Annotated in this window: 26 protein-coding genes, 2 tRNA genes and 1 pseudogene; 7 read left to right on the top strand and 22 right to left on the bottom strand. The window is 58.9% G+C overall.

Annotation, left to right across the window (positions count from 1 at the left end; genetic code table 11):
- Nucleotides 1-10: 10 nt before the first annotated feature.
- The 10 genes from HH302_RS14340 to HH302_RS14295 form a co-directional block, all read right to left on the bottom strand.
- Nucleotides 11-1,504: a B12-binding domain-containing radical SAM protein gene (locus HH302_RS14340; RefSeq protein ID WP_172202916.1), complete on the bottom strand. Its 1,494-nt coding sequence runs from the start codon at nt 1,502-1,504 to the stop codon at nt 11-13.
- Nucleotides 1,497-2,072 (bottom strand): NUDIX hydrolase, encoded by a 576-nt coding sequence (locus HH302_RS14335; protein WP_172202915.1) that lies wholly within the window; start codon nt 2,070-2,072, stop codon nt 1,497-1,499. Before HH302_RS14335 ends, HH302_RS14340 begins: the two co-directional genes overlap by 8 nt.
- The gene (locus HH302_RS14330; protein ID WP_172202914.1) at nt 2,065-2,997 is read right to left on the bottom strand and encodes an NAD(P)-dependent oxidoreductase; all 933 of its coding nucleotides are present in this window, start codon (nt 2,995-2,997) and stop codon (nt 2,065-2,067) included. The genes HH302_RS14335 and HH302_RS14330 overlap by 8 nt, the downstream gene beginning before the upstream one ends.
- Before the next feature lie 22 nt (nt 2,998-3,019).
- Complete coding sequence (locus HH302_RS14325) at nt 3,020-4,189, bottom strand: DegT/DnrJ/EryC1/StrS aminotransferase family protein (protein ID WP_172202913.1); 1,170 nt, start codon at nt 4,187-4,189, stop codon at nt 3,020-3,022.
- Nucleotides 4,190-4,212: 23 nt separating this feature from the next.
- The gene (locus HH302_RS14320; RefSeq protein WP_172203147.1) at nt 4,213-5,196 is read right to left on the bottom strand and encodes a GDP-L-fucose synthase; all 984 of its coding nucleotides are present in this window, start codon (nt 5,194-5,196) and stop codon (nt 4,213-4,215) included.
- A 16-nt stretch (nt 5,197-5,212) separates the two neighbouring features.
- The gene (locus tag HH302_RS14315; RefSeq protein ID WP_172202912.1) at nt 5,213-6,247 is read right to left on the bottom strand and encodes a glycosyltransferase; all 1,035 of its coding nucleotides are present in this window, start codon (nt 6,245-6,247) and stop codon (nt 5,213-5,215) included.
- A gap of 140 nt (nt 6,248-6,387) precedes the next feature.
- Nucleotides 6,388-7,482 (bottom strand): glycosyltransferase, encoded by a 1,095-nt coding sequence (locus tag HH302_RS14310; protein ID WP_172202911.1) that lies wholly within the window; start codon nt 7,480-7,482, stop codon nt 6,388-6,390.
- Entirely contained in the window at nt 7,483-9,030 is a 1,548-nt protein-coding gene (locus HH302_RS14305; protein WP_172202910.1) for a glycosyltransferase family 2 protein, read from the bottom strand.
- 2 nt (nt 9,031-9,032) lie between these two features.
- The gene (locus HH302_RS14300) at nt 9,033-10,373 is read right to left on the bottom strand and encodes a glycosyltransferase (RefSeq protein ID WP_172202909.1); all 1,341 of its coding nucleotides are present in this window, start codon (nt 10,371-10,373) and stop codon (nt 9,033-9,035) included.
- Nucleotides 10,374-10,377: 4 nt separating this feature from the next.
- Entirely contained in the window at nt 10,378-10,617 is a 240-nt protein-coding gene (locus tag HH302_RS14295; protein ID WP_172202908.1) for an acyl carrier protein, read from the bottom strand.
- Nucleotides 10,618-10,807: 190 nt separating this feature from the next.
- Between HH302_RS14295 and pseI the strand changes: the two genes are divergently transcribed.
- Nucleotides 10,808-11,854 (top strand): pseudaminic acid synthase, encoded by a 1,047-nt coding sequence (gene pseI / locus HH302_RS14290; protein ID WP_172202907.1) that lies wholly within the window; start codon nt 10,808-10,810, stop codon nt 11,852-11,854.
- Between the two features lie 12 nt (nt 11,855-11,866).
- On the opposite strand, the gene HH302_RS14285 is transcribed toward pseI, so the two are convergent.
- The 3 genes from HH302_RS14285 to HH302_RS14275 form a co-directional block, all read right to left on the bottom strand.
- On the bottom strand, nt 11,867-13,681 hold the full coding sequence (locus HH302_RS14285; RefSeq protein WP_172202906.1) for a diguanylate cyclase: 1,815 nt from the start codon (nt 13,679-13,681) through the stop codon (nt 11,867-11,869).
- Between the two features lie 74 nt (nt 13,682-13,755).
- On the bottom strand, nt 13,756-14,397 hold the full coding sequence (locus HH302_RS14280) for a response regulator transcription factor (RefSeq protein ID WP_172202905.1): 642 nt from the start codon (nt 14,395-14,397) through the stop codon (nt 13,756-13,758).
- A gap of 8 nt (nt 14,398-14,405) precedes the next feature.
- On the bottom strand, nt 14,406-15,902 hold the full coding sequence (locus HH302_RS14275; protein ID WP_172202904.1) for a response regulator: 1,497 nt from the start codon (nt 15,900-15,902) through the stop codon (nt 14,406-14,408).
- Nucleotides 15,903-16,012: 110 nt separating this feature from the next.
- Between HH302_RS14275 and HH302_RS14270 the strand changes: the two genes are divergently transcribed.
- The 6 genes and pseudogenes from HH302_RS14270 (at nt 16,013) to HH302_RS22325 (ending at nt 18,378) form a co-directional block, all read left to right on the top strand.
- Nucleotides 16,013-16,088, top strand: a tRNA-Thr gene (locus HH302_RS14270).
- Nucleotides 16,089-16,152: 64 nt separating this feature from the next.
- Nucleotides 16,153-16,229 (top strand) — tRNA-Met (locus HH302_RS14265).
- Between the two features lie 651 nt (nt 16,230-16,880).
- Nucleotides 16,881-17,105: pseudogene (locus tag HH302_RS14260) on the top strand (oxidoreductase); the annotation flags it as partial.
- Between the two features lie 186 nt (nt 17,106-17,291).
- A complete protein-coding gene (locus tag HH302_RS22335) occupies nt 17,292-17,498 on the top strand; it encodes a hypothetical protein (protein ID WP_216661923.1) in 207 nt (68 codons plus the stop codon).
- Nucleotides 17,499-17,500: 2 nt separating this feature from the next.
- On the top strand, nt 17,501-18,040 hold the full coding sequence (locus HH302_RS22330; RefSeq protein WP_216661922.1) for a phage portal protein: 540 nt from the start codon (nt 17,501-17,503) through the stop codon (nt 18,038-18,040).
- Between the two features lie 74 nt (nt 18,041-18,114).
- Nucleotides 18,115-18,378, top strand: a complete 264-nt coding sequence (locus tag HH302_RS22325) for a hypothetical protein (RefSeq protein WP_216661921.1) — start codon at nt 18,115-18,117, stop codon at nt 18,376-18,378.
- 148 nt (nt 18,379-18,526) lie between these two features.
- Here HH302_RS22325 and HH302_RS14250 read toward each other — a convergent pair whose 3' ends face one another.
- From HH302_RS14250 to HH302_RS14210, 9 genes are all read right to left on the bottom strand, one after another.
- Nucleotides 18,527-18,880: an energy transducer TonB gene (locus HH302_RS14250; RefSeq protein ID WP_172202902.1), complete on the bottom strand. Its 354-nt coding sequence runs from the start codon at nt 18,878-18,880 to the stop codon at nt 18,527-18,529.
- Nucleotides 18,881-19,238: 358 nt separating this feature from the next.
- Nucleotides 19,239-19,763 (bottom strand): energy transducer TonB, encoded by a 525-nt coding sequence (locus HH302_RS14245; protein ID WP_172202901.1) that lies wholly within the window; start codon nt 19,761-19,763, stop codon nt 19,239-19,241.
- Nucleotides 19,744-20,109: an energy transducer TonB gene (locus HH302_RS14240; protein ID WP_172202900.1), complete on the bottom strand. Its 366-nt coding sequence runs from the start codon at nt 20,107-20,109 to the stop codon at nt 19,744-19,746. The genes HH302_RS14245 and HH302_RS14240 overlap by 20 nt, the downstream gene beginning before the upstream one ends.
- A 64-nt stretch (nt 20,110-20,173) precedes the next feature.
- Nucleotides 20,174-20,722: a hypothetical protein gene (locus tag HH302_RS14235; protein ID WP_172202899.1), complete on the bottom strand. Its 549-nt coding sequence runs from the start codon at nt 20,720-20,722 to the stop codon at nt 20,174-20,176.
- Between the two features lie 456 nt (nt 20,723-21,178).
- Nucleotides 21,179-21,682 carry a hypothetical protein gene (locus HH302_RS14230; RefSeq protein WP_172202898.1) on the bottom strand — a complete coding sequence of 168 codons (504 nt, stop codon included), beginning with the start codon at nt 21,680-21,682 and terminating at the stop codon, nt 21,179-21,181.
- Nucleotides 21,683-21,807: 125 nt separating this feature from the next.
- Nucleotides 21,808-22,485 carry a hypothetical protein gene (locus tag HH302_RS14225; RefSeq protein WP_172202897.1) on the bottom strand — a complete coding sequence of 226 codons (678 nt, stop codon included), beginning with the start codon at nt 22,483-22,485 and terminating at the stop codon, nt 21,808-21,810.
- 112 nt (nt 22,486-22,597) lie between these two features.
- On the bottom strand, nt 22,598-23,059 hold the full coding sequence (locus tag HH302_RS14220; RefSeq protein ID WP_172202896.1) for a hypothetical protein: 462 nt from the start codon (nt 23,057-23,059) through the stop codon (nt 22,598-22,600).
- 1,718 nt (nt 23,060-24,777) lie between these two features.
- Nucleotides 24,778-25,776 carry an ADP-ribosyl-[dinitrogen reductase] hydrolase gene (draG, locus tag HH302_RS14215; RefSeq protein ID WP_253946156.1) on the bottom strand — a complete coding sequence of 333 codons (999 nt, stop codon included), beginning with the start codon at nt 25,774-25,776 and terminating at the stop codon, nt 24,778-24,780.
- Nucleotides 25,777-25,785: 9 nt separating this feature from the next.
- Nucleotides 25,786-26,031, bottom strand: a complete 246-nt coding sequence (locus HH302_RS14210; RefSeq protein WP_172202895.1) for a ferredoxin — start codon at nt 26,029-26,031, stop codon at nt 25,786-25,788.
- Nucleotides 26,032-26,041 lie beyond the last annotated feature (10 nt).

Here is a 26,041-nt window from a genome sequence, read left to right as displayed (position 1 = left end):
CTGCATCTCCTCAGGCCGTCACCGGCGCTTCTTCGAGCAGCTTGCGACGCAGCTTGATCGAAAGCACTTCGTCGAGGTGGTCGAGCACCGGCTGGCCGAACTTCTCCTGCACCATGTCGCGATAGCGCGACGAGCTGAAATAGGTGTTGAACGCATGGTCGCGGAAGGCGAGGATCTCGGCCGCACTCAGTGCCTTGTTGGCGAGCGGCATGGTGTCCCACGCGTGCTGCGAGTAGGCGCCCCAGTGAGGCGGCAGGGCGATGCCTTCGCGCTTGGCCATGGTGTAGAGCTGCGAGCCGGGGTAGGCCATCGCCGAGTAGAAGTTGGCAAATTCGCAGTTCAATTCCAGCGCCAGGTCCAGCGTTGCCTGCATCGATTCGTGCGTGTCGTCGGGCAGGCCGAAGATGTAGTTGCCCATCACGCGGATGCCGTGCGCCTGGATCTTGCGCACGATGTCGATGATCTCGTCGGAGCCGAAAGACTTCTCGGCGCCGTCGCGCACATGCTCGCTGCCGCTCTCGATGCCCAGGCACAGCCAGTTGAAGCCGGCGGCGCGCAGCTTGCCCAGCATGTCGTCCTTCACTGTGTCGACACGCGCATAGGCCCAGATGTTGAGGTCATAGCCGCGTTCGATCAGCAGGTCGCAGATCCCTTCGACGTGACGACGGTTGAGCACGAACATCTCGTCGACGAACTTGATGTTCTTCACCCCGTAGGTCTTCACCAGATGGTCGATTTCGGCGACTACCGTTTCGGGGCTCCACATGCGGTAGGCGTTCTTGCCGAAGGGTGCGTTGATGCAGCAGAAGTTGCACTTGAAGGGGCAACCGAGGCTGGTATGGATCGACGCGTAGGGCGTGCGCTGGTCGATGTGGTCGAAGCAGTGCCAGTTGTGTGCGCGGTAGCGCGACATGTCGAGCAGATCCCAGGCGATGCCGGGCATCTCTGTATCGAGGTCAGCCACCAAGGCTTCAGCCGATTGCGGCGCCATCACCAGCTTGCCTCGCTTCCACCAAAGCGAGGGGATGTCCGAGAAGTCGGTCATGCCCGCATCGAGCGCTTCGACCGTCTTCAGGATTGTGACCGGGCCTTCCAGACTGCAGACAAAGTCGACCTGCTCTTCACGCATCGTCAGGTCGGGCAGGGCGGCCGGGTGCGTGCCGGTCATCATCACCGGCACTGCCGACTGTGCCTTGATCAGCCGCGCGATCTTGCCGGCCGAGGGCATGTTCTGCGTCGAGGCGGAGGGCTGCAGGCCATACACGACGAGCACCACCAGCTTCGGCGTGTACTGCGCCAGCATGTTCGTGACCGCCTGCTCGGCCGATTCGCGGGTGGCCGGCACATCGTAGATCGCGACGCGCTTGCCTTTCTTGCGCAGGTAGGTCGCAAACAGGCCGGCGAATACCGGCGGTTCGATCGCGGCGATGGTCTCGCCCAAGCCCTGATAGGTGCCGCGATGATCGCCCGGATTGATCAGCAGGACGTCGATGGTGTCAGCCATGCTGGCCTCCCTTGTTCAGCGAGTAGCGCAGCCACGCGATGTTGGTGGCCGGGTCTTCAATCTCGCCACGGGCGAGCATTTCGCGTACCTCGGCTTCGGGCAGCCAGTCGAATCCGGTGTGGCCCATTTCCGGGCCGGCCGCGCCAAAGGCACCCGGCAGGTGCGCCACGAACAGCGCCACGCGCGCCTGCAGCAGCGCGGCCTCGGGCGTGAAGTAGCCGAGCGGCTCCAGGTGTGCGGCGTCGATGACGATGCCGGTTTCTTCCACCAGTTCGCGCTGCGCGGCGGCCAGTGCCGATTCGCCCTCGTCGATGAAGCCGCGCGGGATTTCGTAACCACTGCGACCGAGCGGGTGACGCCACACCTTCAACAGGCCCACCTTGCCAACCGCCAGCGGCAGCACGCAGACGCCGCCGAGCTGGCCGGCGCCGAGCGCCTTGGGCACCACGGCCAGGAAACTGCCAACCTCCTCCCCGTTGGAGCTGCGGATGTGATCGAAGCAGACGCGGTACACCGTGTTCTGCGCGATCTCCTTGCGAGCGAGGAGGGTGATCGGCGTGTCAGACATTGCCGTACTGCGTGTTCTTCAGCATCTGGTAACCCTTGATCAGCTCGCGGATGCCGTCGTCGAGCGTATAGGCGGTGCGGTAACCGGTGGCTTCGACCTTTTCGTTCGAGACGATGTAGTTGCGCTGATCCGGGTCTTTGCCGAGCGGTGCTTCGAGGAAGGTGAAGTCCGGCACCTGAAGGGCGATGCGCTGGCAGAGTTCCAGCTTGGAGATATTCGCGCTGGAAAGCCCCATGTTGTAGATCTGGCCGCGCATCGTTTCGAAATTGTCGAAGCCGTGGATGAAGGCACGCACCACATCGCGAACGTGAATGTAGTTGCGCTTGAAGTGGGCTTCGAACAGCACGATGAAACGATCGTTCACGGCGCGGTAGGTGAAGTCGTTCACCAGCAGGTCGATTCGCATGCGCGGCGACATGCCGAACACGGTGGCGAGGCGGAAGCTGATCGCATTCGGGTGTTGCAGCAGCATCTGCTCCACCTTCACCTTCTCGATCGCGTAGAGCGAGATCGGCTTCAGTGCAGAGTTCTCGTCGCAGTAGTTGTTCTCGTCGCCGGTGCCGTAGGCCGAGTTCGTCGTCGGCATCACGATGCGCTGCTCCTGGCTCACGTGCCGCAGCATCATCTCGATCGCATCGTGGTTGGTGCTCGAGGCGCCGACCGGGTCGCGCGCGCAGAGCGGGGCGCCGACATAGGCGGCGAGCGGGATGATCGCATCGGCCTTGGCGATCAGCGGCTTCATCACGTTCTCGATGCGCACATCACCACGCACCAGGTCGAACTTCGGGTGCGCGCAGACATGGCCGAGGCTGGCCTGCTTGTACATGAAATTGTCGACCACGGTGACTTCGTGGCCAGCCGCCAGCAGTTCGGGGACGAGGACGGAGCCGATGTAGCCGGCGCCGCCGGTGACCAGGATCTTCATGGTGTGTCTAAGCCTTTACGCGTTAGCGGGTTGCGGTGTCGAGCACACGCTGCAGTGTGTCGATACGATCGCGCAAATCGAAGGGATGGTTACCGACGAAAAAGCCCCGATCATGGGCGGTATTCGCGTTGACGATCTCGCCAACGCAGTCGTAGTCGTAGTACTTGATCGCGTCGTGGCGCAGGAAGTTGCCGCCGGTGATGATGCGGAAGCCGATGTCCGCGTCCTTCATCGAGCTCATCACATGGCGCCGGTCGAGGTCCATCGCAGGGTTCAGGATCAGCGTGAAGGAGAACCAGCTCGATTCGCCGTTCTCGCGCTGGATGATGAAGCGCGGGTCGTTCGCGAACAGCGCCTGGAAGTGGCGCGCGTTGGCGCGGCGCGCGGCGGTGAAGTCGTCCAGCTTGTTCAGTTGTTCGAGACCAACGGCGCCGGAAAGCTCCAGCGGGCGCACGTTGTAGCCCGGCACGATGAAGCGGTAGGCCTCGAAGAAGTCGTCGTCGCGCTTCTCGTACAAGGGGCTGCCGGGCGGCTGGTCGCGCGTCCAGCCGTGGTTGCGGATCGCACGGCACAGCGCGAACAACTCGTCGTCGTCGGTCAGGATCATCCCGCCTTCCATCGTCGAGATGTGGTGCGAGAAGAAGAAGCTGAAGGTGTTGATATCGCCGAAGGTGCCGGTGTAGCGGCCGTCCACCTTCGCGTCCATCGATTCGCAGTTGTCCTCGAACAGGTAGAGGCCATGCTTGTCGCAGAAGGCGCGCAAGGTGGGCAGCTCGGCTGGGTTGCCCAGAATGCTCACCGCCATCACGGCGCGGGTCCGCGGTGTCAGCGCGGCTTCGAGCTTGCTGACGTCGATGTTCAGCGTCTGCAGATCGACGTCCACGAAACGCAGCTTGAGGCCGTACTGCTGCAGCGGGTGGAAGGTGGTCGACCACGAGATCGCGGGTACGATGATTTCGTCGCCACGCTGCAGCGGTTTGTGTTGCTTGAACGAGAGCGCCGCCACGCCGACCAGATTGGCCGACGAGCCCGAGTTGACCATCACCGCATGGCGCTTGCCAAAGCGCGCGGCGAAAGCCTCCTCGAAGCGGCGCACGTTCTCGCCCATCGTGAACATGCCGCTGTCGATGACGCGGTGGAGCGCCGCGATTTCCTCGGCGCCCCAGGTGCTTGCTGCCAGTTCGTAATACATGTCGCGTTCCGTTTGTTCGGGGATCAGTCGTTTGCCGGGTAGCGGGCCCGATAGTCCGCCAGCGCAAGTCGCAGTCCCTCATCGAGCGAGACTTTCGCTTGCCAACCCAGCGCAGCCATCCGGGAATTGTCGAGCAGCTTGCGCGGCACGCCGTCCGGTTTCGCAGGGTCGGTACGAATCTCGCCCGTATAACCCACGATATCGGCAACTTTCTGCGCCAGCTTGAGGATGGAGACTTCCGTGCCGCCGCCGATGTTGATCACCGGGTAGCGGCTGGCGGCGAGCAGTGCGTCGAATTGAGCGTCCGGCAGATCGGCAAGAAGGTGAATCGCAGCGGCGCAGTCATCGACGTAGAGGAGTTCGCGCAAAGGCGTACCGGACCCCCAGATGGTTTCCACCGGCGTACGGTCTTTCGCGGCTTTCACGAAGCGCCGGATCATCGCTGCGGCGACATGCGAGTTCGCCGGGTCGTAGTTGTCGCCCGGGCCGTACAGGCTGGTCGGCATGACCGCGAGGTAGCGCGTGCCATACTGCTGATTGCAGGCGCGGCAGAGTTCTATTGCCGCCAGCTTGGCCATGGCGAAGGCCGAATTGGTGGGCTCTACTTCGCCCTGAAACAGACTGGCTTCGGCAATCGGTTGCGGGGCCGCTCGCGGGTAAGAGCAATTCGACCCCACGAAGATCAGACGTTCCACGCCGGCGCGCCGCGCCGACTCGATCACGTTGGTATAGATCGCGAGGTTGTCGGCAAGGAACTCGACCGGATAGGTGGAATTGGCATGAATGCCACCGACGCGGGCGGCAGCGACGATGACTCGTTGGGGACGTTTCACTTGAATGAACGAATCAACGAGTGCGGGATCCTGCAAATTCAATTCTTTGCGGGAGCTTATTAAAGTGGTCCACTCGTCTGATACGGTGCGGCTAATTGCTGCGCCAAGCAGCCCATGCCCGCCTGCAACATAAAGCCGTTTTTCCGGAGATGAATGCTGGTCACTATTAAACATCGCATTTACATCGGATTCAGTGCACGCCTGCCAGGATGGTTTCGACAAAATTATCGATAGAATACCGGCTTCGCCACTGTTCGTGAGCCCTTGCTGCCTTTGTCTCTCTGGTGGTGTCGTTGGCGAGATAAAATCTGATTTTTTCAACCAATTCTTCTATTGATTTCCAGTATTCAACATCTATGCCTTCAAGGTAATAGCGACTCTCAGGGTTGTCCTGTTCTAACAAGAAGGCGCCCGACGCTAACGTTTGTGCTACACGCCCCTTGACCTGTATTCGACTGCTTACTGTCTGCGTATTTACAACAATTTTGCTTTGGGCGAGATCTCTCGCGTAGTCAGCAAAGGGAAGGCATTTATCAGGGTTGAACACGCCGCCAGATCTAAATGTCCTAATCCCGGCATTCTGCAGTTCAGTCAATACTATCCCCCGAAAGCCTTCAATTGATCCAGATACGTTTACGTCATGGACTCGGTTGGAAGTCGGATGGAATATATTTGGGTTTGGTACTGTAGGCAAAAACGTAACGCGCTCTACGTTGGTGAAGTCGGAATAGATCCCTGTGTTTGCTCGAATGCGGTCGACACGAGATTTGCTGTCCAGCACCAATGTTAGGTCCGAAACGGAAATTGTGCATCTGTCGTGCGTCTGGCTGTCAATGCTGGATTCGTCGCTGTCCCATATTACAGAGCACAATTTGAATTTGTGTAATCCCCTAAGTTCTCTGAGGACAGTGCTCCGAATGGCTTCGCTAGGCCAGGTTGCAATATAGATAACTAGGTCTGGATTTGTCTCGACTATCTTTTGGCTAACAAGGCGAATTTGCGCCCGCTCCATACTTTTTCGCCGTTCCGAATGGCTCAAGCCAGCTTCTGCATGCATCGATTCTAACCATCTCCATTCCCGCTGGTAGTTGTGTATCGACGTTTCACCCAATAGTCTGGACTCGGTCATTGGCTGAATTATTTCAGTATAGCCAGGTTCTTCAAAATATAGGACGCGCTGTTCATGCGTCAGGAATAGGGTTCTCGGTTTAACTCTGGCGTTCATTGCGGTGATTGTCCTGCGCAAAGTCGACTGTGTTCGGCTGTTTTTGGCGTCATAACTCTGATCGTTGTCGGAGCATAACGTGCCGCAGTGCAGTCTGGATGGTCGCGGTATACATTGTTGATCATGAGATTCGAGCCGGGCTATGCATTGTCACGAAGTAGGGAGAAGTTGTGCATCGCGACTTCACTTGTGTGCCGGTTTGTGAGTGCATCCCTTCCGGCTATAGTCATGGAATGACGAAGTTCTGGATCCGACTTTAAAGTAACTAATATATTTAGAAGCTCGGTTTTGTCTCTGTATCCGATATATTCAACCTGATTGACGAATAGGGCTTCACATCTAGGTCTTTGTGGCGGGATCCAGTTAACGACCGGCGTGGATGCTGCCATCGCCTCCGCCACTCTCGCGGTGTGAGCCTTTACAATTGATGGGAGGCCGACGCTACAAAATCCCATTCGTATTCCCATGAGGTGCAGTTGAAATAGCTTCGCACGAATGGTGGCGATGACGGAGATGTGGTCGTTGTGAGTGGATGGTGGCGCATTTCCGCTATCCTTGAGCGCGTGATAGGCTGCGTGCGCCGCATCGTATTGCTCAGGTAGTGTCGTGTTGCGTTCGGGGATATGTGGTCTTGTTAAGATTTGCGCAAATTGTGGATCTTCAAGATATTCTTTTCGAGGTCCGTACTTGTTACCAATGAATACTGCATGTTCCTCAACGGGGGGCGGTAGTGATGTGATAAATCTCTTTGGCACTGAGACGGTATTCCATAGTGTCGGTATGGATAGATCATTGGAGATCGATGTTACGTCGGCTTCGTCAACGGCCAAGGCATGGGTGCAGTTTAAGAGTTGAGCGTATGTCTTGAGTTTGCGGTCCGAAAATTGTGGCACTATCGCAATTTCGTCGGCAGTCATTGAAAGTGACTCCATCAGGATCCCAATCCTTATCGGTATGGTCTCTCGCAGTAGCCCCCAAAACTCTGCATCGAAGTTCGTGTGAACGCACCAAATCCAAACTTGGTCGTATGAATTTTCTTTGAGAACTGCTCGGAGCCTGGCCGACAGTTCTTTGGGGTTGTCATCCTTCTTGCCGTGAGTGGCAAGAAAGACGGTGCAGTTGTGTCCTATTGCCGTTAGTCCATCGTGAAATGCCCATGCTCCAGTATATGACCATGCGCGAGCTTGAAGCCAGTTGTCAAACTCCAGCATTACCAACAGTATGTTCTTGGGCATTTACGAGACCTCGTGATCTTCTCGCCGAATGATTGTTGCCTGCATTGCCGCGATTTCAGGGAGTCGCGTCTCCTGCTCGTGCAAGGGGCGAAAGCCGGCATGATGCTGCGCTTGCGCGAGTAGGATCCTTGCGAAGCGTTTGTCGGTGTTTATGGTCGCACGCGCCCACGAGATGAGAGCGCCTGTGTGGCTTGGGTCAATCTCGAGGATTGATTGGGCGAATTCGATAACACTTTCCACGTCGTGCTCGTCTTCAGCTGAACGCAGGTTCGCATACAAATCTCGTGTGCCTCTGTTGGGTGCTGGCGTCGTGTCGAGTCCAAGGTGTATTCGAAGCTTCTTAATTGTGCGGCTGTCGAGCAGTTCATGGTGTGTGTCCAGATGCTTGCGGAGTGCGACTAACGCGCTATCGTCACGTTTAGTTTCGTAGGCATCCAATAGTGGTGCAGTGAAATGCGGAATTAGCGCTTGACAGCGGGCTAGCAACGCCGCGCGAGTCGATGAATTGGTGCAGCGTCGTGCTCGCTCAAACAGAAGTGGTGCAAAGTCTTCAATTCCGAATACTATCGTTTGCTCGTCAATATATTCGCCTGCGATGGCGCGGTCACGCAACGCTCTAGCGCCAGGAAAGTTATCGCAAAGATATTCCACGAATCCGATCTGGATTGCCTGCTCAGTAATCAATCTCATTGCTATGTCGAGTTCAATGCAAGCGCGGCCACCTCCTATATGCGTCAGTTGGTCGGCGGCAATACAAAGACTATCGAGAGCGTCTCGCTGCGCAGTCGTATTGATTGATTTTATAAGCCATGGTAATGAGAACGTCGCATCTGGATGGCGAGTTATTAGAATTCCCTTTGAGTACCCGGCGTTAATGTGATCGCGTATATAGTCGCTTGGTTCAAGGCGCTTGTGGTGGACTCCTGTTAGTTCTGGCCAACTAATGAGTTGGCCTCCCCGCGAGAAGAATCGATAGCCAAATTCAGTGTCTTCGCAGCCGTAGCGGGTAAACCCTTCGTCAAGCCGTATGCTCGACATTGCAGCGGTCTTAAAGCTCGTGAATCCTGTCATAAAGCTTGAGTGGGGTTTCCCTCCGGGGACGCAATGAAAGACGTTCCAGTTTCCTCGTGTTTCAAACCATTCCGTTAATGCCGATGCATAGGGTCCTCCGCGCCAAGTGACGCTGCCGATCATCATCGTTAGGATATCCGGGTGTTGGTTGTGGAACGCGATCACAGTCTCGACGAAGCCTTGCGCGGGAACAATGTCGTCATCGAGGTACATTCCGAGTGGGGTGCTAATCAAACTCGCTGCGGTGTTTCGAGCCGCCGATGGGCCTCGATTACGATCGTGAGTAATGAATTGCACGCCTTGGTTGGCCAAAGTACTTACCAACCTGTTTGTGGGAGCAGTGGGGCCGTCCCACACTACGATGACGTGAGCTTGTTCTTCGAGCGTCAGGCCAACAATTCGACAAAGTAGTTTTGTGTCTCTTCCTGTTGTCGGAATTGCAATTGTCAAGTCAGATCGCTTAAATGATGCGGTCATTTTCAGACTCCGAAAAGCTGGTCGAGTACCCGCGCTGTCCAGCGTCGAGAACACATTCGAGCATTCCAAGTGGTTTGTCCGCGGGTTATGACTTCCTTTCGGAGTTGGTCGTTTTCCAAATAGCTATCGATCAAAGAAAATAGGGTCTTTGAGTCATGGAAGTACTCGATCCCTTCGCCGGGTGCGAGCAGTAGCCGGGTTTCTGGATTGTCCTCTTCAAGCAATAACACCCCGCAACCCAGCGCTTCGCGCACCTTGCCCTTGCACTGTGTGCGGAACGGGTAGGTCTGGGTGTTCACGCAGATCTTAGTGCGGCGCATTGCCGCGGCGTAGTCGGCCACGGGTAGCGGCGCGCGGTCTTGCTCGTACACGCCGCCGAGGTGATGAAAGCGCTCGCCGTAGCGGGCCGCAAGCCGGTCGATCCACTCCCGGCGGCGCCCGACCGAACTGCCGAAGAGCGCGATGTCGTACGTCGGCGTCGCGTCAGGCTCGGGATGGAAGAGGGCGGGGTCGAATACCGTGGGGTGGAAGATCACCCGTTCGGTGTGGCGGTGGTGCTGGTAGGGCGGTTCGTGCGCCTTCATCCTCGCCAGCCGGGTGCCGTTGGAGTTCTCGATCACCAGATCAGCCCAGCCAAGGCTCGTGCGCTCGTAATCGAGATAGCTGCCGTGCGCTGCGGCTTCGTCGTAGTCCCACCACAGGGTGACAATTTTCATGCCGGGGCAAAGCGTGCGCGCGGTGTCGAAAACTTCCGGGGCGAGGTTCTCGTGCGGGTGAACCGGCGTGTGTACCAGCAGGTCCGGTTGGAAGCTACGCACCGACTCAAGAATCTCTTGCTCCCAAAGGCCGCGAAGCTCGCCGTCCGGGTTGCGCCCGTACAGCGTGTGCAGCGTGATCCGGTCGCCGTGCAGCGCGCGCAGATCCGATTCGATGCCTTCTTCGTAGGCGCGACTCGAGATCACGACGTGCCTTGCGTGCATGGGGATGTCGCGCGGGCTGATCACCGGTAGGCCCATGCGCTCGCCGCCTTGCAGGCTTTCGTCGCGGTCCGCAAGCGCCACGATCGGCAGGCGTCCAAGCTCCGCCATGAACTGCCTCGTGTGGGCACCCGCGCCGTAGATCACGCATGGGGCTCCGGCGGTTGTGCGTGAGATTTCATTGATGCGTCGCGCGATCAGAGCACGGTAATCGTCGGTGTCGCGCCCGAGCGTCACCAACCGGTGCTCGCCAATCAAGCCGGACGCCAGCATTGGCTTCATGACCTCCAGCACACCCGCCGAGTCCGCCAGCGACTTGGTGTCAAAGCGATGGATCACGAAGAGGGTGCGTGGCCTGGGCGTCATTCAGTCAGAGCGCGACGTTGTACTTGCGCACGATCTCTTGCGCTTTGGCGAAGCTGGACATGTCGATCACGTCGTCGGTGTCGAGCATGATGTCGAAGGCCGATTCGATCGCGGCCACGAGTGCCATGTGGGCCACCGAATCCCACTGCGGGATGCTGTTGAAGCGCAGGTCGTCCACCACCTGATCGGGCGGAATCGCCAGCGCGTCGCTGAAGGTCTGTCGGAGTTGGTCCAGATTGCTCATGCGCGTGTCCTGTGTGCGCCGCCAGCGTGTGCCGGGCGCAGCATTACGAAGTGGATGATGCCGCGACAGTGCGCAAGTGGTGGGCGGATAAGACGCGGGAAACCCCGTCATTTATTGCTAACCTTGCGTCGGTCGGGCGTGCAAGATGATCCTTGGAACGCCGCGTCATCGCAACGCCGGGAGCATTTTCATGATTCAGATCGGGCATATCCGGGTCGGGTTGGACTCGACTCCCTTCTTCATCGCCGAGATGAGCGGCAACCACGGCGGTTCGCTCGATCGTGCGCTGGCGATTGTCGATGCGATGGCGGACGCGGGTGCGCATGCGCTGAAGCTGCAGACCTATACCGCGGACACGATGACGCTGGACATCGCCGAACGCGAATTCCTGATTGCCGATGCGGAGAACCTGTGGAAGGGCCGCACGCTTTACGATCTGTACGACGAAGCGCACACGCCCTGGGCTTGGCACAAACCGCTGTTCGAACGGGCACGTTCGCGCGGCATGTTGGCATTCTCGACGCCCTTCGATGCGACGGCGGTCGATTTTCTCGAAACGCTCGATGTGCCCTGCTACAAGGTGGCCTCGTTCGAGAACGTCGACCTGCCGCTGATTCGCAAGGTCGCCGCTACCGGTAAGCCGATCATCATGTCCACCGGCATGGCGACGCTGCGCGAGATCGGGGAGGCGGTTGAGGCGGCCCGCGATGCGGGTTGTCGCGATCTGGTGCTCCTCAAATGCACCAGCAGTTACCCGGCGCCGCCGGAAGAGAGCCACTTGCGCACGCTGCCGCACATGCGGGAGGCATTTGGCTGCGAGGTCGGGCTGTCGGACCACACGCTCGGGATTGGTGCGGCCATTGCCGCGGTGGCCATGGGCGCGACCGTGATCGAGAAGCATGTGACCCTGTCGCGTGCGGAAGGTGGCGTGGATAGTGCGTTTTCGCTTGAACCCGCCGAGGTGCGTCAGTTGATGGCCGAATGCGAGCGGGCGAGGGCTTCGCTCGGCGCGGTGCACTACGGCCCGGGCGAACGGGAGGCCGATTCGGTGAAGTTCCGCCGAAGCCTCTATGTTGTAAAGGACGTCGCGGCCGGCGAACGCCTGACTGCAGAGTCGGTCAGGGCGATTCGACCGGGTTTGGGCTTGCTGCCGGGCCACCTGCCTCAGGTCTTGGGGCGTCGTGCCGCAAGGAATATTCCTCGCGGCACGCCCGTCAGCTGGGATCTGCTTGATTGAGGGCACGCACGCTTAGCGCGCCGCTTCCACCCGGTTCTTGCCTGCCCGCTTAGCGCGGTACATCGCTTCGTCCGCGCGATCGATTGAGCGTTTTGCGGGCTCGTTCGGGTCCAGGCGGCTGACGCCGGCACTGAACGTAATCAGTCGTTTGCTGTTGTCATGCAGGAAGAAGCGCTTCGTCAGCTCTCGCTGCAAGCGTTGCACCACGCCAACTGCGGCATCGAGTCCCGTGTCCGGCAGTACCAGGATGAATTCCTCGCCTCCGTAGCGCGCTACAGAGTCCTGCGGGCGGATCGTGTCGCCGATGACCCGCGCGAGATGAACCAGGGCCTCGTCGCCCGCCGTGTGGCCGAGCGAATCGTTGAGTTGCTTGAAGTTGTCGACGTCGATCAGCGCGATGCAAAGTGCTTTGCCGCTGCGTTCTGCCCGGCCAATCTCGCGTTCCAGCGTGTCGTCGAGCCCCTTGCGGTTTAGCGCACCAGTGAGCGGGTCGTGTCGCACGAGGTCGCTTGCGTTGTCGAGTTCCTGGCGCAGGCGCTCAACTTCCGCGTTGGCGCTGTCTACCTGCTGCTTTAGCGCACTCAACTCTCCGCGCGAATTCTCGGCGCGGATCTGCATGTTGCGGGTCTCGCTGATGATCTCCTCGACGACCGATGCCAGTTCGCCAATCGTCTGAGCCTGCGCGACCTGCGCCGCACAATGCTCCATGCGGTCACGGTAGCCGCCGGTGGATACATAGATGTCGGACAGATGGTCCACAAAGCCCGAGAGCATCGCCTTGAGCCGTTCCTGCGCGTCGGTCAGGCTTTTCTTCAGCACACCTTGCTTGAGAATCACATCACGCAGGCGCTTGCCCATCTCGTCAATCGCGTCGCGATCGAGCGGGCCGTTGGTGACCTGCAGCACCCCTTCGACCTGGCCGTGTACCCAGGCATCGTCGGCGACCAGATCCCCGATGTTCTCGATAATGAGTTGCAGCAGCCGAAGCAGCGCCTGGCGGATGCCAGCCTGATCCCTCACGACCCATTCAACCTTGTAGGCAAAGGCGCGCAGCCGCTTCGTAAAGCCCTCGGCGTCGAAGTCCTTACTCGGCTGGCGTAGCTCTGTCGCAAGTTGGCCGGCCATCGAGCTGAGCTCGGGGGTTTCGATCAGTAGACCGCCGATTGCCTCTTCCAGCACTTGTGCGATCAAGCGGCGCACATCGAGGCTGTCGGCAAGACTCGCCGACTGCGCGATCGACGTGGCGCTGGCCGCGGCCGGTGCCTGGGCTGCGCCGGCGGCAGCGGTTGCATCGTCGACAGAGGTGGCCAGATCGGCCGGCGTGTCGACGAGTGTGATCGTGTCGGCGGTGCTGTCTGTCGCCCAACCGCGAACCAGACCCTGCAATCGGTTGAACAACTGTTGTGCGTCCGCTTGGCTTGAGCCCAGCACGTGTTCAAGCGCTTCGGCCTTGCGTTTGGGGGTCAGGTTGGCGTGCCGGCGTTCGAGTTGGGTCAGCAGATCGCGGATCAAGCTTGCCCAGGGCGGCGTTTCCTCGGTGATTTCCTGGAAGAGCTGCAGCATGCGGCTGTGAAAGCTTTCCCAGTTGCCTTCGCTCACCGCGCCTTCGAACCGACGGGCAAGCCTGAGTTGCTCAGGCCGCTCGCGTGGCAGTTCCGCGGCAAAGCTCTTGAACTCCCGCGCAGGAAACTCCTCGTCTGGTGTGGTGCCCGCGATCTGGTGATAGATCGAGCGGAAATTGTCGGGAGTCGGTGGGACGCGGCTCACCGCGAGGCGCTTGAGCACCTCGCGAGCGATGTCAGAAGGGCTTTGGGTGGGCTGGTTCATTGGTCACCCGGCGTGTCGAAGGGCATGCAGTGCCTACGGCATCTGCGCGCGCATCTTGAGTAATGCCGCGTCGCCTATTCGACCAAGCCGTGTTTGAGCCCATAGTGCGTCAGCTCAGCGTTGTTCTTGAGCTTCATTTTCTCGAGCAGCCGGGCGCGGTAAACGCTAACCGTCTTTACGCTGAGGTTGAGCTCCTCGCCAATCTGCGTCAGCGTCTTGCCGGACGCAATCATGCACAGGGTCTGGTACTCGCGATCCGAGAGGCGCTCGTGCGGTGCCCGGTCATCCTCGGTGATCGCGGTGGCCAGCTGTTCCGCTACCTCGGCGCTGACGTATTTCTTGCCCGAGGCGACCTGCCTGATCGCAAGGACGAGCTGCTCCGGTGCACTCTGTTTCGACAGGTAGCCCGATGCACCCGCCTTGAGCGCCCGCACCGCGTATTGCTCTTCCGGGTGCATCGACAACATCAGCACCGGTAGCTTCGGGAACTCCTTCTTGACCAGTTTCAGTGTGTCGATCCCGTTGCGGTCCGGCATGTTCACGTCCATCAGAACCACATCCCATGCCCCGTCCCGCAGCAACTGGAGCGCGCGAACGCCGTTTTCGGCCTCTCCGGCGACAACCATGTCTGCGGTGTCCGAAAGAATCGCACGCAGCCCCTGGCGCACGATGGCGTGGTCGTCCGCAATCAGTACTCGAATCGTTGGTGCGTTCATGCTCAACCTCAGGCGCTTTCCTGGAACGAATGGTTACCTGACTGCGCAACCGGCGCGCGCAATATCATCTGTGTGCCGTGCGGTGACACCGCGCGGATGTCCACGCTGCCGCCAAGGCTCGCCACACGCTCGCGCATGCCGCGAAGGCCAAACGAGCGGGGCTTCGAAAAATCGGCGCTGCGAATGCCGACGCCATCGTCCGTAACCTGCAGCAGCACTTCGTCGCCTTCCTGCATCAGCCTCACGGTAACCTCTTTCGCTTGGGCATGCTTGGCGACGTTGGTGAGGGTCTCTTGGAAGACGCGGAATATCGCGATGCTCGCGTCTTCTGCACATTCAATGTCGTGGTCCGCGCACAACACATTGCAGCGCAGGCCCGTGCGTTGCGAAAAATCCTCTGCGTGGCTCTCGATGGCGGCCGCGAGGCCGAACTCTTTCAGGATGCCGGGGCGCAGCTCGCGGGCAACGCGGCCCGCCGTGGTGATTGCTTCGTCAACCAGACCCGCGATGCGTTTGGCGCGCGCGCCGTGGGCCGGGTCGCTTTCCAGTCGGCTCGCGAGCAGTGACAGCTCAATCTTGATCCCGACGAGCAGGCCACCCAGCACGTCGTGAATATCGCGCGCAATTCGCTCCCGCTCTTCTTCCTTGACGCTCTGCAGGTGGTTGGAAAGCTCCGCCAGCTGCGCTCGTGACGCAGACAAATCTGCCTGGGATTGTTTGCTGTGCGTGATGTTCCACATCACGCCGTCCCACCGAGTCGTCTGGGCGTCAAGCCGAGTCGGCGTTGCGCGCAGGTTGATCCACTTGATGTCGCGCCCCGGTACCCGGATGCGTCCTTCCCAGTTCAGCGTTGCGAGGCGCTGCGAACATTCACTCAACGCCTCATCCAGGCCAGGGCGGTCTTCAGCCAGCACCATCCCCAACAACTGGGAGCCATCGCCGATCAGCGCGTCCAGCGGCACTTCGAAGAGGAACAGGGCGCCTTCGCTCAGATACTCGATTGAAATCTGGCCATCGTCGCCGCGCGTCATCTGAAATGCGGCGCCAGGAATATTTGCCGCCAGCGCGCCAAGGCGCGCCTCGTGATCGCGGGCGGCTTCGATCGCAGCGAGGCGCTCGCTGCGCATCCGCGCTTCGCGCAACTCGCGCTCAACGGCCGGAATCAACCGGTCCAGGCGATCCTTGCTCAAATAGTCCTGTGCCCCGGCGCGCATGGCTGACGACGCGGTCTCGTCATCGATCGTCCCCGAAATGATGAAAAACGGAACGTCGATCTTGCGAGCCTGCACTCGTTCGAGCGCAGCGATACCTGAGAACCCTGGCAGCTTGTAATCCGAAAGGATCAGATCCCATGTGCCGTGGCTCAATGCGGCATCGAGCGCCTGCGGCGTTTCAACCCGTTCCGAGAACACTTCAAAGCCTGCGCGGCGTAAGCGCGCCAGCAGAAGGATCGCGTCGTCTTCGTTGTCTTCCACCAGCAGAACACGGAGTACTTGACGCGTCATCGCTTTGCTTTCTTGAGGCTGCCATGAAGGTAATGGTGTGCAGCCGAAAAAAGATAGCACGACACTCGTAGCATTAGCAGCGCGAATCGGTATAATCCGCCACCTCCGGCGCCGGCATAGCTCAGTTGGTAGAGCAGCGGTTTTGTAAACCGAAGGTCGTGGGTTCAAGTCCTACTGTCGGCACCAAAAAAATTATCGAATTCGTGGGTTGACATTAAAAACGCGTTAATCCATAATTCTTCTTCTCCGACGCGGGGTGGAGCAGTCTGGCAGCTCGTCGGGCTCATAACCCGAAGGTCACAGGTTCAAATCCTGTCCCCGCAACCAGTTGTAAAGACAGGCCGACAGCGAAAGCTGATCGGCCTGTTTCGCTTTCTAGTCACGTATGTTTGTCTCGCTCCACCATATCGATGGGGCCGATCAGCCGTCGAAGGATCTCGCGGGCGCGGACGACGGCTGTGCTCAGCGTGTCTTGCAGCTCCGCCAGGAGCTTGCGGTAGCGCTGGATGCCATCGATGAGCGAACTGGCGCCGTTTCTTCACCTTTGCTGCCAGCTAGTTGTGTAGCGGTGCGGGTGGTTCCAGCCGCGACGGAGGTACTGGCGACAGCCTAATCGTCACGATCGCGGCGCCCGGGCGTCCAATTTCTTCGCCAATTTAAGCAATTCGAACTCGGGTGGCGCGTTCCAAAGTAGCAGCGTCGCGGCGACGTGGGTCGAGTTACTTATGCGCAGCCCGACGCAATTCCTCGATCGCGCCGGGCTCAAAGAGTGCTCGCGCACCAATCCGGGCGTGGTGGAGTCGACGCTCACATCTAGTGGGTGTCGCCAAGTACTCGACCGCTCCGTGTTCTTTTGGGGCTGGCGGTCAAAGACGGGCGCCGTGCGAGGATGGTCAGCTGTGGTACTTGGCGACGGCGTTCGATCGATCACGGGCGGCTTTGACCGCGTGGGCATAGACCCTCAAACACACCGGCGACAGTGCTAGGCTGGTTGTGATCGCGCCGCCGCTGACATCCGGCGGCAAATTCTGCGTGCTCGACGGTGTGCCGTTCAACCGCATGGACTATGAGGAGCAGGCAGTTCGGCTCAAGAAGGTCTGCGACAGCTACCGCGTGACCTGCATCGGCATCGGGCAGGGCGTGTATCGGCTCGTACGCCAGTTCTTCCCGGGCGCCCAGCCATCCAGCAAAGCGTTGAAGTAACGGTGCGGCTGGCGCTCAAGGCGATGGACGTGGTCTGTAACGGACGGCTGGAGCTAAATGCCGGCGCGACCGACCTGGCGCGGCCTTCATGGCGATCAAGAAGACCGCTACGGCGATCGGCCGGCAGGTGACCTCTGAGGCCGGCTGTCCGAACAGACGAGCCACGCGGACCACGCGTGGGCATGCATGAACGCGCTGGGCAATAAGCCGCGGGTAGGCCGACTCGACCAGCAGCGGTTTTGTGGAGTTCTGCTGATCAAGAAGAAAAAACGCCACCTCCAATCCGCGCGAATGACGAGCGCGCCAACCACGGCACCAACGCGGCGGGCCGAGGCCTTCGGCTTCGGTGACCCGATACCGGTGCTCGATCGCCGTGCGCTGCTGATTGCCTGAACATGGGGCGCTGGTACGAACCGCCGATCTCTTGGGATGGGCTGGCGCGCCCGTTCCGTGCTACCGCCCACCACAGCTCGCCGATCTACGTGAAGCGCAACATCCTGGTGAGCACCTTCATCCCGAACCCGCTGCCGTCGCGTTCAGCCTTGGCTCGCTGGGTCCTCGAGTTTCTGATCTTCGGCAATGCTTACCTAGAGCGACGCATGAACCGGCTGAACAAGCCGCTCTCGCTCGAACCCACACTGGCCAAGTTCGTGCGGCGAGGCGTCGAGTTGGATACGTACTGGTTTGTGCCCGGCGACGGACTGGAGCACCAGTTTGAGAAGGGGAGCGTGTTCCACCTGATCGAGCCCGATATCAATCAGGAGGTGTATGGGCCACCCGAGTATTTGTCGGCGCTGAACTCAGCCTGGCTGAACGAGTCCCCGACGCTCTACCCGCGCAAGTACTACCTCAATGGCAGCCACGCCGGCGCGGTCTTCTACATGACGGACACGCGCAGCAACAGTCGGACATCGATGCGTTTCGGGAGGCCCTGAAGAGCAGCAAAGGCCTTGGCAACTTCCGCAACCTCTTCGTGTATGCCCCGAACCGAAAGAAGGATGGGATTCAGGTGATCCCCGTCAGCGAGATCGCGGCCAAGGATCAATTCTGGAACATCAAGAGCGTGACCCGCGACGACCAACTGGCCGCCCATTGTGTGCCACCGCAGCTAATGGTCATCATCCCGCACAACACCGGTGGCTTTGGCGACGCGGGCAAGGCTGCGGAAGTGTTCGCGCAGAAGGAGGTGGTGCCGTTGCAGGAACGGATGAAAGAGGTGAACGAGTCGCTGGGGGAGGAGGTGATTCGGTTTGAGGCGTATAGGCTGAATTAGGCTGCTGTCAGCCCTCGTACCTGCGCATGCTCGAGGTCATTAACCGTGGGGTAATGCTGAGTGTGGCGGCGCAACTTCCGGGGCCATGCACACTGGAGAGAAACCTAATTCGAACGTCCGCGGCAAGATTGGAACGGGTGGTCGTGCATTAATACGGCAAGAGCTTGACTCGGAAGGGCCATTGCATCGTGCATGGCTCGCCTCCGCATTTCGCGGGTTTGTATTTTGCTTTGACCAGAACGTAGGCCACCGCTTTTGCGTTGTCGACGTCGGCGTATTCAACCAAGTCGACGTTCGTCGCGGCGCCCGTTGCGTCCACCGTAACGTAGATCGAAACCTCGTCGTTAATGTGTCCATTGCCTGCTAACCGGGCGAGCGACTCAAGAATGTCTCGTAGCCCGTGTTCGGGAAACGGTGGCTCGTCGGATTCCGGCATGTCCTGGTACATGGACCGGAACACTGCTTTCTCGTTCTCGGTAAATCGCGAATAGGGGCGATCCATTGGATAACACCCGCCGTATGCGATGGTGTCGGGCTTCGACCAGCCGATGGCTGGACCCTTCAGTTCGTATCTTGGTACATCCGGCGCGCTTGGGCCTTCTGCGCCCGCAGCATTCGAGCACAAGAACAGAATGGCGAGGGCGAGGTTGAGTAACGTAGGGCGCATTTGCTGGTCGGGCGTTTGAGTGTGCGTGTCGGGTGCGTCGTTTGTTCCTAGACGCGGTGTTCGATGCGTTGGAAGGTTCTTGGGTTCTTGGAGTGTTTGCCGACAGCTTCACACCGTCGCGTTGTCTATCACGTGATCCTTACTGACAACTTCCGCCACGCGCGCCAAGCAAGAGGCGGCGACGGTTCCGCTGCTACTGCCACCTCGTTGGCTCAAGTTTGTACTCGTGCTCAATTTGGCAGGAGCGGCCGTTTGAGTCTTCCGAGTAGGTCATGCGCAACGTGGTATCAAGCGCCGTTGCGTCAAACAACTGGGGAGGGCTTGAGTCAATTACTCGGGCACGGACAACCTTCCCCGCTTCGACGTCATATTCCACCTGCACCCATCCTTCTTGATACTTCTGAAACGCGGCAACCGGAAATGCGGGTGCGGAGCCTGGCAATAAAGCGAACTTCGTCAGGCCAGTACACAGGTTTGGATCCGGCTTCACGAGTTTTGGTGCGGCCCGCGGCGCTGGCGCAGGCATGCCCGGATTGCCAGTCGGAGTCGTGCAGCCGACAACTGCCACCGACATGAGTGCGAATGAAAATGAACGAACCATGGTAGTCCTGATATTGAACAAACGAAACCGGCGCGTTCGCGGCGGCGAGATCAAACGATGATTATTGGTCTGGGTGTTGGCGTTGAAAATAAGATTGTCAGTCGAGTTTCCATTCAAAGTCGATGGATGCCTCCTGCTCGATCAGCTTGCCGTCCTTCTCAATTGGTTTAAAGCACGCGTTGGTTATAGCTGCAACCGATGCGCCGTCAAGCCTTGGGTAACCGCTCGATCTGACGACCATGATTCGGGTTGGGCGTCCCTCAGTGGTGAGGAGGAACTGAAGAGTGGTTTTCCCTTGTTCGTTTCGATTTGCTGACTCGATCGGGTACCTTGGCTTCTCGCAATTGCACGGAGGCGTTGCCGCGACTTCGCCGCATTTGGACGATGGCGCAGTTGGAGACTCGGCGTAAACCGGACCCGAAATCGATGCGGACAGCGCGAGAAAACAGAGATAGTTACGCATTTCGCGCTCGTTGTGTTGCGGTTGGCGTCGCACGGAGTTTATGAGGCGGACGGCGGTGCAGTAATCACGGTGCGTTATCGTCAATGCTTCGATTGCAGTCGATGTCTGGAGAGCCTTCAAAATCGAATTCGCCTCGCCCGCCTGAAACGAGAAGGAATGCTCGTTCTGGAGAAAACCCCAGATCAAGACGCTCCTCCTCTGAACCTCCGGCGGATAAGGTTATACGCCCGTCAGCGGTCCAATTCATAGAGAACGGCACCGCGCTTTCAGTAGTCACGTCAGGATAGTCTTTGACACGGGCACGACGGTTGCCATGAAAAAGCTCATGGCGGACATGGAGTGTATCCATCTCGCTGGACGTTGACGTTGTTAGGCGGAAGACGTTCTCAACTTTAGTTGGGCCGAGAATAAGAATAGCCAAGGCGCTCGCCCATTCACGCGTCCCTGCGACGCGACTAAGTGTCATCCGGCCAGAGAGTGATCCACTCTTACCCAGTTGGACCAACTCGCAATCGTGGTAGTGGCCACCCGGTGCCTCAATATCAAGGGTGGCGGCAGATGTGCTCGTGCTCATTGCCGCTATGAGAGCCGCAATTGCGCCTGCTTTATTCATTACATTCACCGCAGTGGAGGGCACCCAACTGCGTAGCAGTCTGGCGCCCAAATTGAGGTATTTACTTGGCGTTCCCAGGTTCCTCGGCTAGTGGCTTCGCAACAAACCGCGAAACCGGGCCACTAAATCCAAAAAGCATGCATCCCATGATGAGGCCGGGGATACCCGAAACCCACAGGTTGGCGCTGCTAGTGAAGGCGCTTTCGGCTGTACATTGCTGCAGACATGCACCAGCGACCACCAACACCGCAGTGAAGATGTAGGTAAAGCTATAAGCGCATAAAGTGAGAGCGACAGCACGGACGAGCAGGTGAGCGAGGGATTTCATAGATTTGAGCAATTGCATTGAATAAATCGTCTAGCGTTGAAAGTAGCCAGCACCGGGGCGCAGCGTAGGGAACGAAACCGTAGAGCAGTTTGGTGTCAAGATGACTTCACTGTTAGGCGCCGTACAAATCACTCGGTCTCCGAGACGACCTTAGCTGTTGCCGGTGAGTTTGTTGTTAAGTCCTGAATCCACACAGACGCCCCATTCAGCGTTATTTCTCCCATGACGGCGTACTGATCACCCTCTTGGGGCGTGAAGTCCACTTCGCCGAAAGCTGATGGCAGGGCTCGACCGGACAATCCCCTGAAAATGGCATGTATTGGGGCGCCCGTCTCCTCTCTAGCGATGAGCTTGACCTTCATCGGTCGGACCGGAAGTTGTCTGGTGGCGTTTGTCGCAACAAGAGTATAGCCCTTCCCGTAGCTCGCACTCCGACTTTCAATAATGGCGTTGTTGATATTCGTTCCGTCGACGGAGTGAATTACGAAGAAGAGAGCACGCGCCTTTCCTTGTTCAATTACGGTGTCCTTGGTCGGCACGGTTGGGCCGTTATATCCGGGCCAAACGGGATCCCCGCGGGTGGCACACGCCGCGAGCGATACCACGAAGAGACAAATGAGGATAGCTTTCATGAGTACCATTGCCTTTCGGCCTAACGTAAAAGTCACCGACATCGGAGCGCCGGCGAAGGGAACCCCTGCTGCGAAGCAGTTTGGGTGTCCGGTTGACTGCCCACTAGAGGGCGCGGCACCGTCATTCATTGCGTGGTGCAAGCCTGAAGTTTGGGGAGTAACTCCGGGTACCAACGTTGCTCTTGCATTGAGGTACTGGGATTGAGTTGTACGAGCGCGAACCATTGATCAAACTCGTCATGCGGAACTGTGTGCACAGCAGCGACGGTGCAATCACAGATTTTCATTGCTTGATCGAAATCGAGTTGCCTGGCGTTGAAATTTGCCTTCACGCAATCATTCAATAGGCTCTTGTTACGAGCGACATGTGAGTCGGGATTGGTCGCGTGATACGCAGTACGCATTAGCTCTAGCTCCTTTTTCGATGCGCCAGGTACGATACGGTGCGCCGGCGTATCTTCGCGTACAACAGCTGCGCAGCGTTCCATTGGAGGTGCGGTACTGGGCACCTTCACCAACCCTTGTAGGCCATTTTCGTCCGCTTCTTTGCCGAGTGTGATGCGTGCGCTCTCAAGCACCTCGAATCTCGCGGTGTCCCAAAAGAAAACAAAGAAGCGCGGGTCAAAGCCTAGGGCGCGATAGTTTGTTGAACATGCCGTGAAGAGCGCGTGTGCCATCTCCCTTCCAGCTTGAACGTGCAGTGCGGCACTTAATTGCTCTGGGTCGCCCGATACACCGGCCGAAATGGTTCGCGTGAATAGCACCAAAGCAACCGCGCAAATTCGAATGGAACACAGTTTCATGGATAAATGCACGACATTAGATGCGGGCCTCTAACGTTGGAGGTCATGGGCGCCGGAGCGCCGCGGAGGGAACCAAACTGCGCGGCAGTTTGGCGTCCCGTTGACGGCCTAGTTAGGACTCGCGGTTCTGTTTTGCACCGACGAGCGCCCCGAGTAGCAATGCGACGACCACGAAGGTGATACTCGGAACCCCGGAATTGGCGCTAAGGTCAGCCAACCCAAGCCCAGCACCCAGCACGGCCACGCTGGCTGCGAGAGAGAACCCGAGTTCCATTTCCGAACGCCTAGACATTCGCGCGCAGACGTAGCCGCCGAGAAAGCCAGAAACGATAGAGCCTCCGGTGAACCAGAATCCAAGCACCCAAGATAGGCTAGCTAACTCTTTCTCAGCGTCGGACACGCTGAGTGAGTTTGCTATGGAAAGCATGAAGATTGTTCCACCGAGGAAGCAACTTGCATAAACGGCTGCAGTAACTAGCAACCCAGAAGCAAAGGAGAGAATAATCGATCTGCGTTTGCCGGGCTCTGCCTCCGAAACAGCGGCCTCCGGCGGCGAAAAAGGATTTGACTTCATTGCGAGTTCTGGCTTTGGACGTAACGGGCGCCAGAGCGCAGCGAAGGGAGCCAAACCGCGCAGTGGTTTGGCATCCCGTTGACGGACTTGTTAGGCATCGCCGCCCTTCATTCGGATGAATGGGCCTACGCATTTATCGAAACGGGGTTCCAAGCACAGGAGAAACTGGTTGCCATCTCGGTGAAAGACTATGTAAGTGGTTGCGATATCGCCGACCGGAGTATATGAGCCGAAGCAATCAGGCTTGCCGTTGTTCTTGACGATCTTGTCTGTAAACCGATAGAAGCCCGCGGCGTCTGGATACGGTGAAATGAAATACACAGACTCATTGCGTTCCTCACCGGAAGCCGCTGAGCGCGTCCCGTCTGAACGTACGTCGTATTCCTCGAAACAATTGAGATGACGTATGTCAAACCTCCATTTGCCCACAAGAGGATGTGTGGACAAAGCCGGATTAGAGGCGGGCGCTTCTGCGCAAACACCGGAAGTGGCGGCGAGCGCGGCTAGTATTACTGCGGCGACTAACTTAATTGGTTGGCTAAATTGCACGGCTTCTCCCGCATGCCTAACGTTAAGTAGACCTCAAAGTTAGATTCTATTTGTCTATTCGTGAAGTCGAGATTCGTTGCCAAACCACGCCGGCGATCAGGTTGCGACCAATCACGGCAGTCAGGGTGATCAACATCCTGGACCCACCTCGGCGTGCCGGTTGCTCGAACGAATGACTCGAAAAGCACGGGCCTTGATGGATTCTAGCGCCGCACCGGCCGCTACGGCCAAGGCAGGTTTACCACTTCCGTGCGCCTTTTCTCGAAATCGATGGGGTACTCGGTACTCACCGCTGAGTTTTCAGTTGTCACCCTGAGGCCTTGGCGATGGCTGGATGCGACTCAAGTATGCGCTGCCTTTGCACGCGCGATTTGGCGGGTTAAGGGCTGTTCTAACAGCCGATGCTTTGCTGCGTGCGCTCGTGACCCCGTCACGCCCGCCCGCTTTGTGGATCGAGAATCTTGCAGCTGGCGGTTTGCAGCCTCTGCGTTCCCTTGTTCGCCATTTCTGAGGGAAGCGTCGGAAAAAGGTAACCAAGGTAACGGGCGCCCAAAACCAGCCGTAAGTGTCTGATCCGTAAAGCTGTCGATTGTTACCGTTGGAAGGTGACTTCAGGTAACCAAAAAGTTAACACCGGCTAAGGTATTGATTTTTATAGGGCCGAAAACGGACGCGGTGACAATCGAAGAAGGTATCCAAGTTGCCTTAAGGTTACCCAATAGTTACCTTCCTGCATTTGTCGTAAGGCGTTGCGGCGCAAGACCTTGAATGGCGGCTTCCGGCGGGTGTTACCGAAGTTACCTTTTTCCGACGCTAGTCAAAATTCCCGTCCTTGTACGGGCGCCGCGCCCCTGTGGTCGTTCGCACGGTGCTTTTTCACAAGGTGCGGCAACAAAAAGGCCGCCCCGCGGGCGGCCTGGATGGTGCGTCGAGAATGCAGACGCGTTCAGCGAACCGTGATCGAGTTCCGGGTTGCGAAGCGTGTCCCCGCAACCAATCAAATTAGGGCTTGGCGAATGCGCCAAGCCCTTTTTGTTTTTGCGCTGTGCCAGATTTGTTTCGCCGATCAGCGTCTACGTTTAGCTGAAGCCGCGCGTGGATCGCAGCATCGTGTGCCCCGTGTGGCTGGGCGCCTACCGGGCTATTGGCTGCGGAATTTCTGAGCAGAGCTATGGCCACTGATGAGGCGGGCAAGTCTGGCGATGAGTCACAGCCCAGTTCCGCTGCAGTTGTTCGGTAAGACAATCAGCGTACCTTATGCAGTGCGTCGCAACATCGGGGCGCAGCGCCGATAGCCAGTGGAGTGGCAGGGCGGATTCGCCGTACATGGCGCCGAGTATCGCGCCGGTGATTGCGCCGGTTGTGTCGGCGTCGCCGCCGCGGTTGACCACGTCGATCAGTGCCGATTCGAAGCTGTCGGTGATGTCGATCGACTGGAGAACGACGCGCATGGTGTCGACGATGTAGCCGGTGGGGTTGCTTTGCGGTTTTGCTCGGAAGTGGAAGCTCGGGTACGCCTTTACCAGGGCGTGGGCGAGTGCGATGACGCCGCGTATGCCGTGCCCGAGTATCCCTGCCTGGACCATGCCGACTACGAACAGCGTTGCGGCATCGGTCAGCGGGTTGTGGTGCGTGACACGCGCTTGCGAAAGAGCGATTCGGCGGATCGTTTCGGGTGGCGCGCCAAGCAGAGCGATCGCTATCGGTGCGCAGCGCATCGTGGCGCCGTTGCCCGCATCGTCGGACGGGGGGACACAGGCTTCGCCGGTTCTTCGAAACCGCATCACACCGCGACGCACCGTGTTGCCGATGTCGACCGGCTTGCTGCGCATCCAGGCATCAAAGGCGCGCGCGAAGTCGGCAGGCCCAGGATCGGGCGAGGCGAGAAGCGTCTTGGCGACGGCGAATGCCATCGTGGTGTCGTCCGTCACCTGACCGGGCGGTAGCCGCAGCCAGCCACCACCGCGGATCTGCGCGTGGCAGCCGTACAGGGCGCGAATCTCGCGCGGGGTCATGAATTCCACCGTTGCACCCAGCGCATCGCCAAGTGCGAGGCCGAGCATCGCCCCGCGCGCGTGCTGTCGAATGCGTTGCGCTGACGCGCCGGCTGGCCACACGCATTGCATCGGTGGCATGTCGAGCGGTGAGGGAATTCCGTCGCCAGACATGCTCGCGGCCTAACCGAAGCGCGCGGGCGGTGAAAGCGATCCGGGCGGGTTCAGCGGATCGCCGAGCTCATTCACGATGACGCCTTCGACGGGGCAGATCGCCGCACATTGCGGTGTGGCGTGCGCATCAACGCACTCAGTGCAACGCAGCGGGTCGATCAGGAAGTGCGGTTGCGCTTCGATGATCGCTTGATGCGGGCAGAGTGTGACGCAGGCCCAGCAGTTGACGCAGCCAGCGAAGATCTCAAGTGCCATTGCGGCGAGC

Origin of the sequence: Niveibacterium sp. COAC-50 (genome assembly GCF_013184235.1) — a bacterium.
Lineage (GTDB): Bacteria > Pseudomonadota > Gammaproteobacteria > Burkholderiales > Rhodocyclaceae > Niveibacterium > Niveibacterium microcysteis.
Note: the sequence above shows the minus strand (reverse complement) of the source record. Positions and strands in the feature narration are given on the sequence as shown.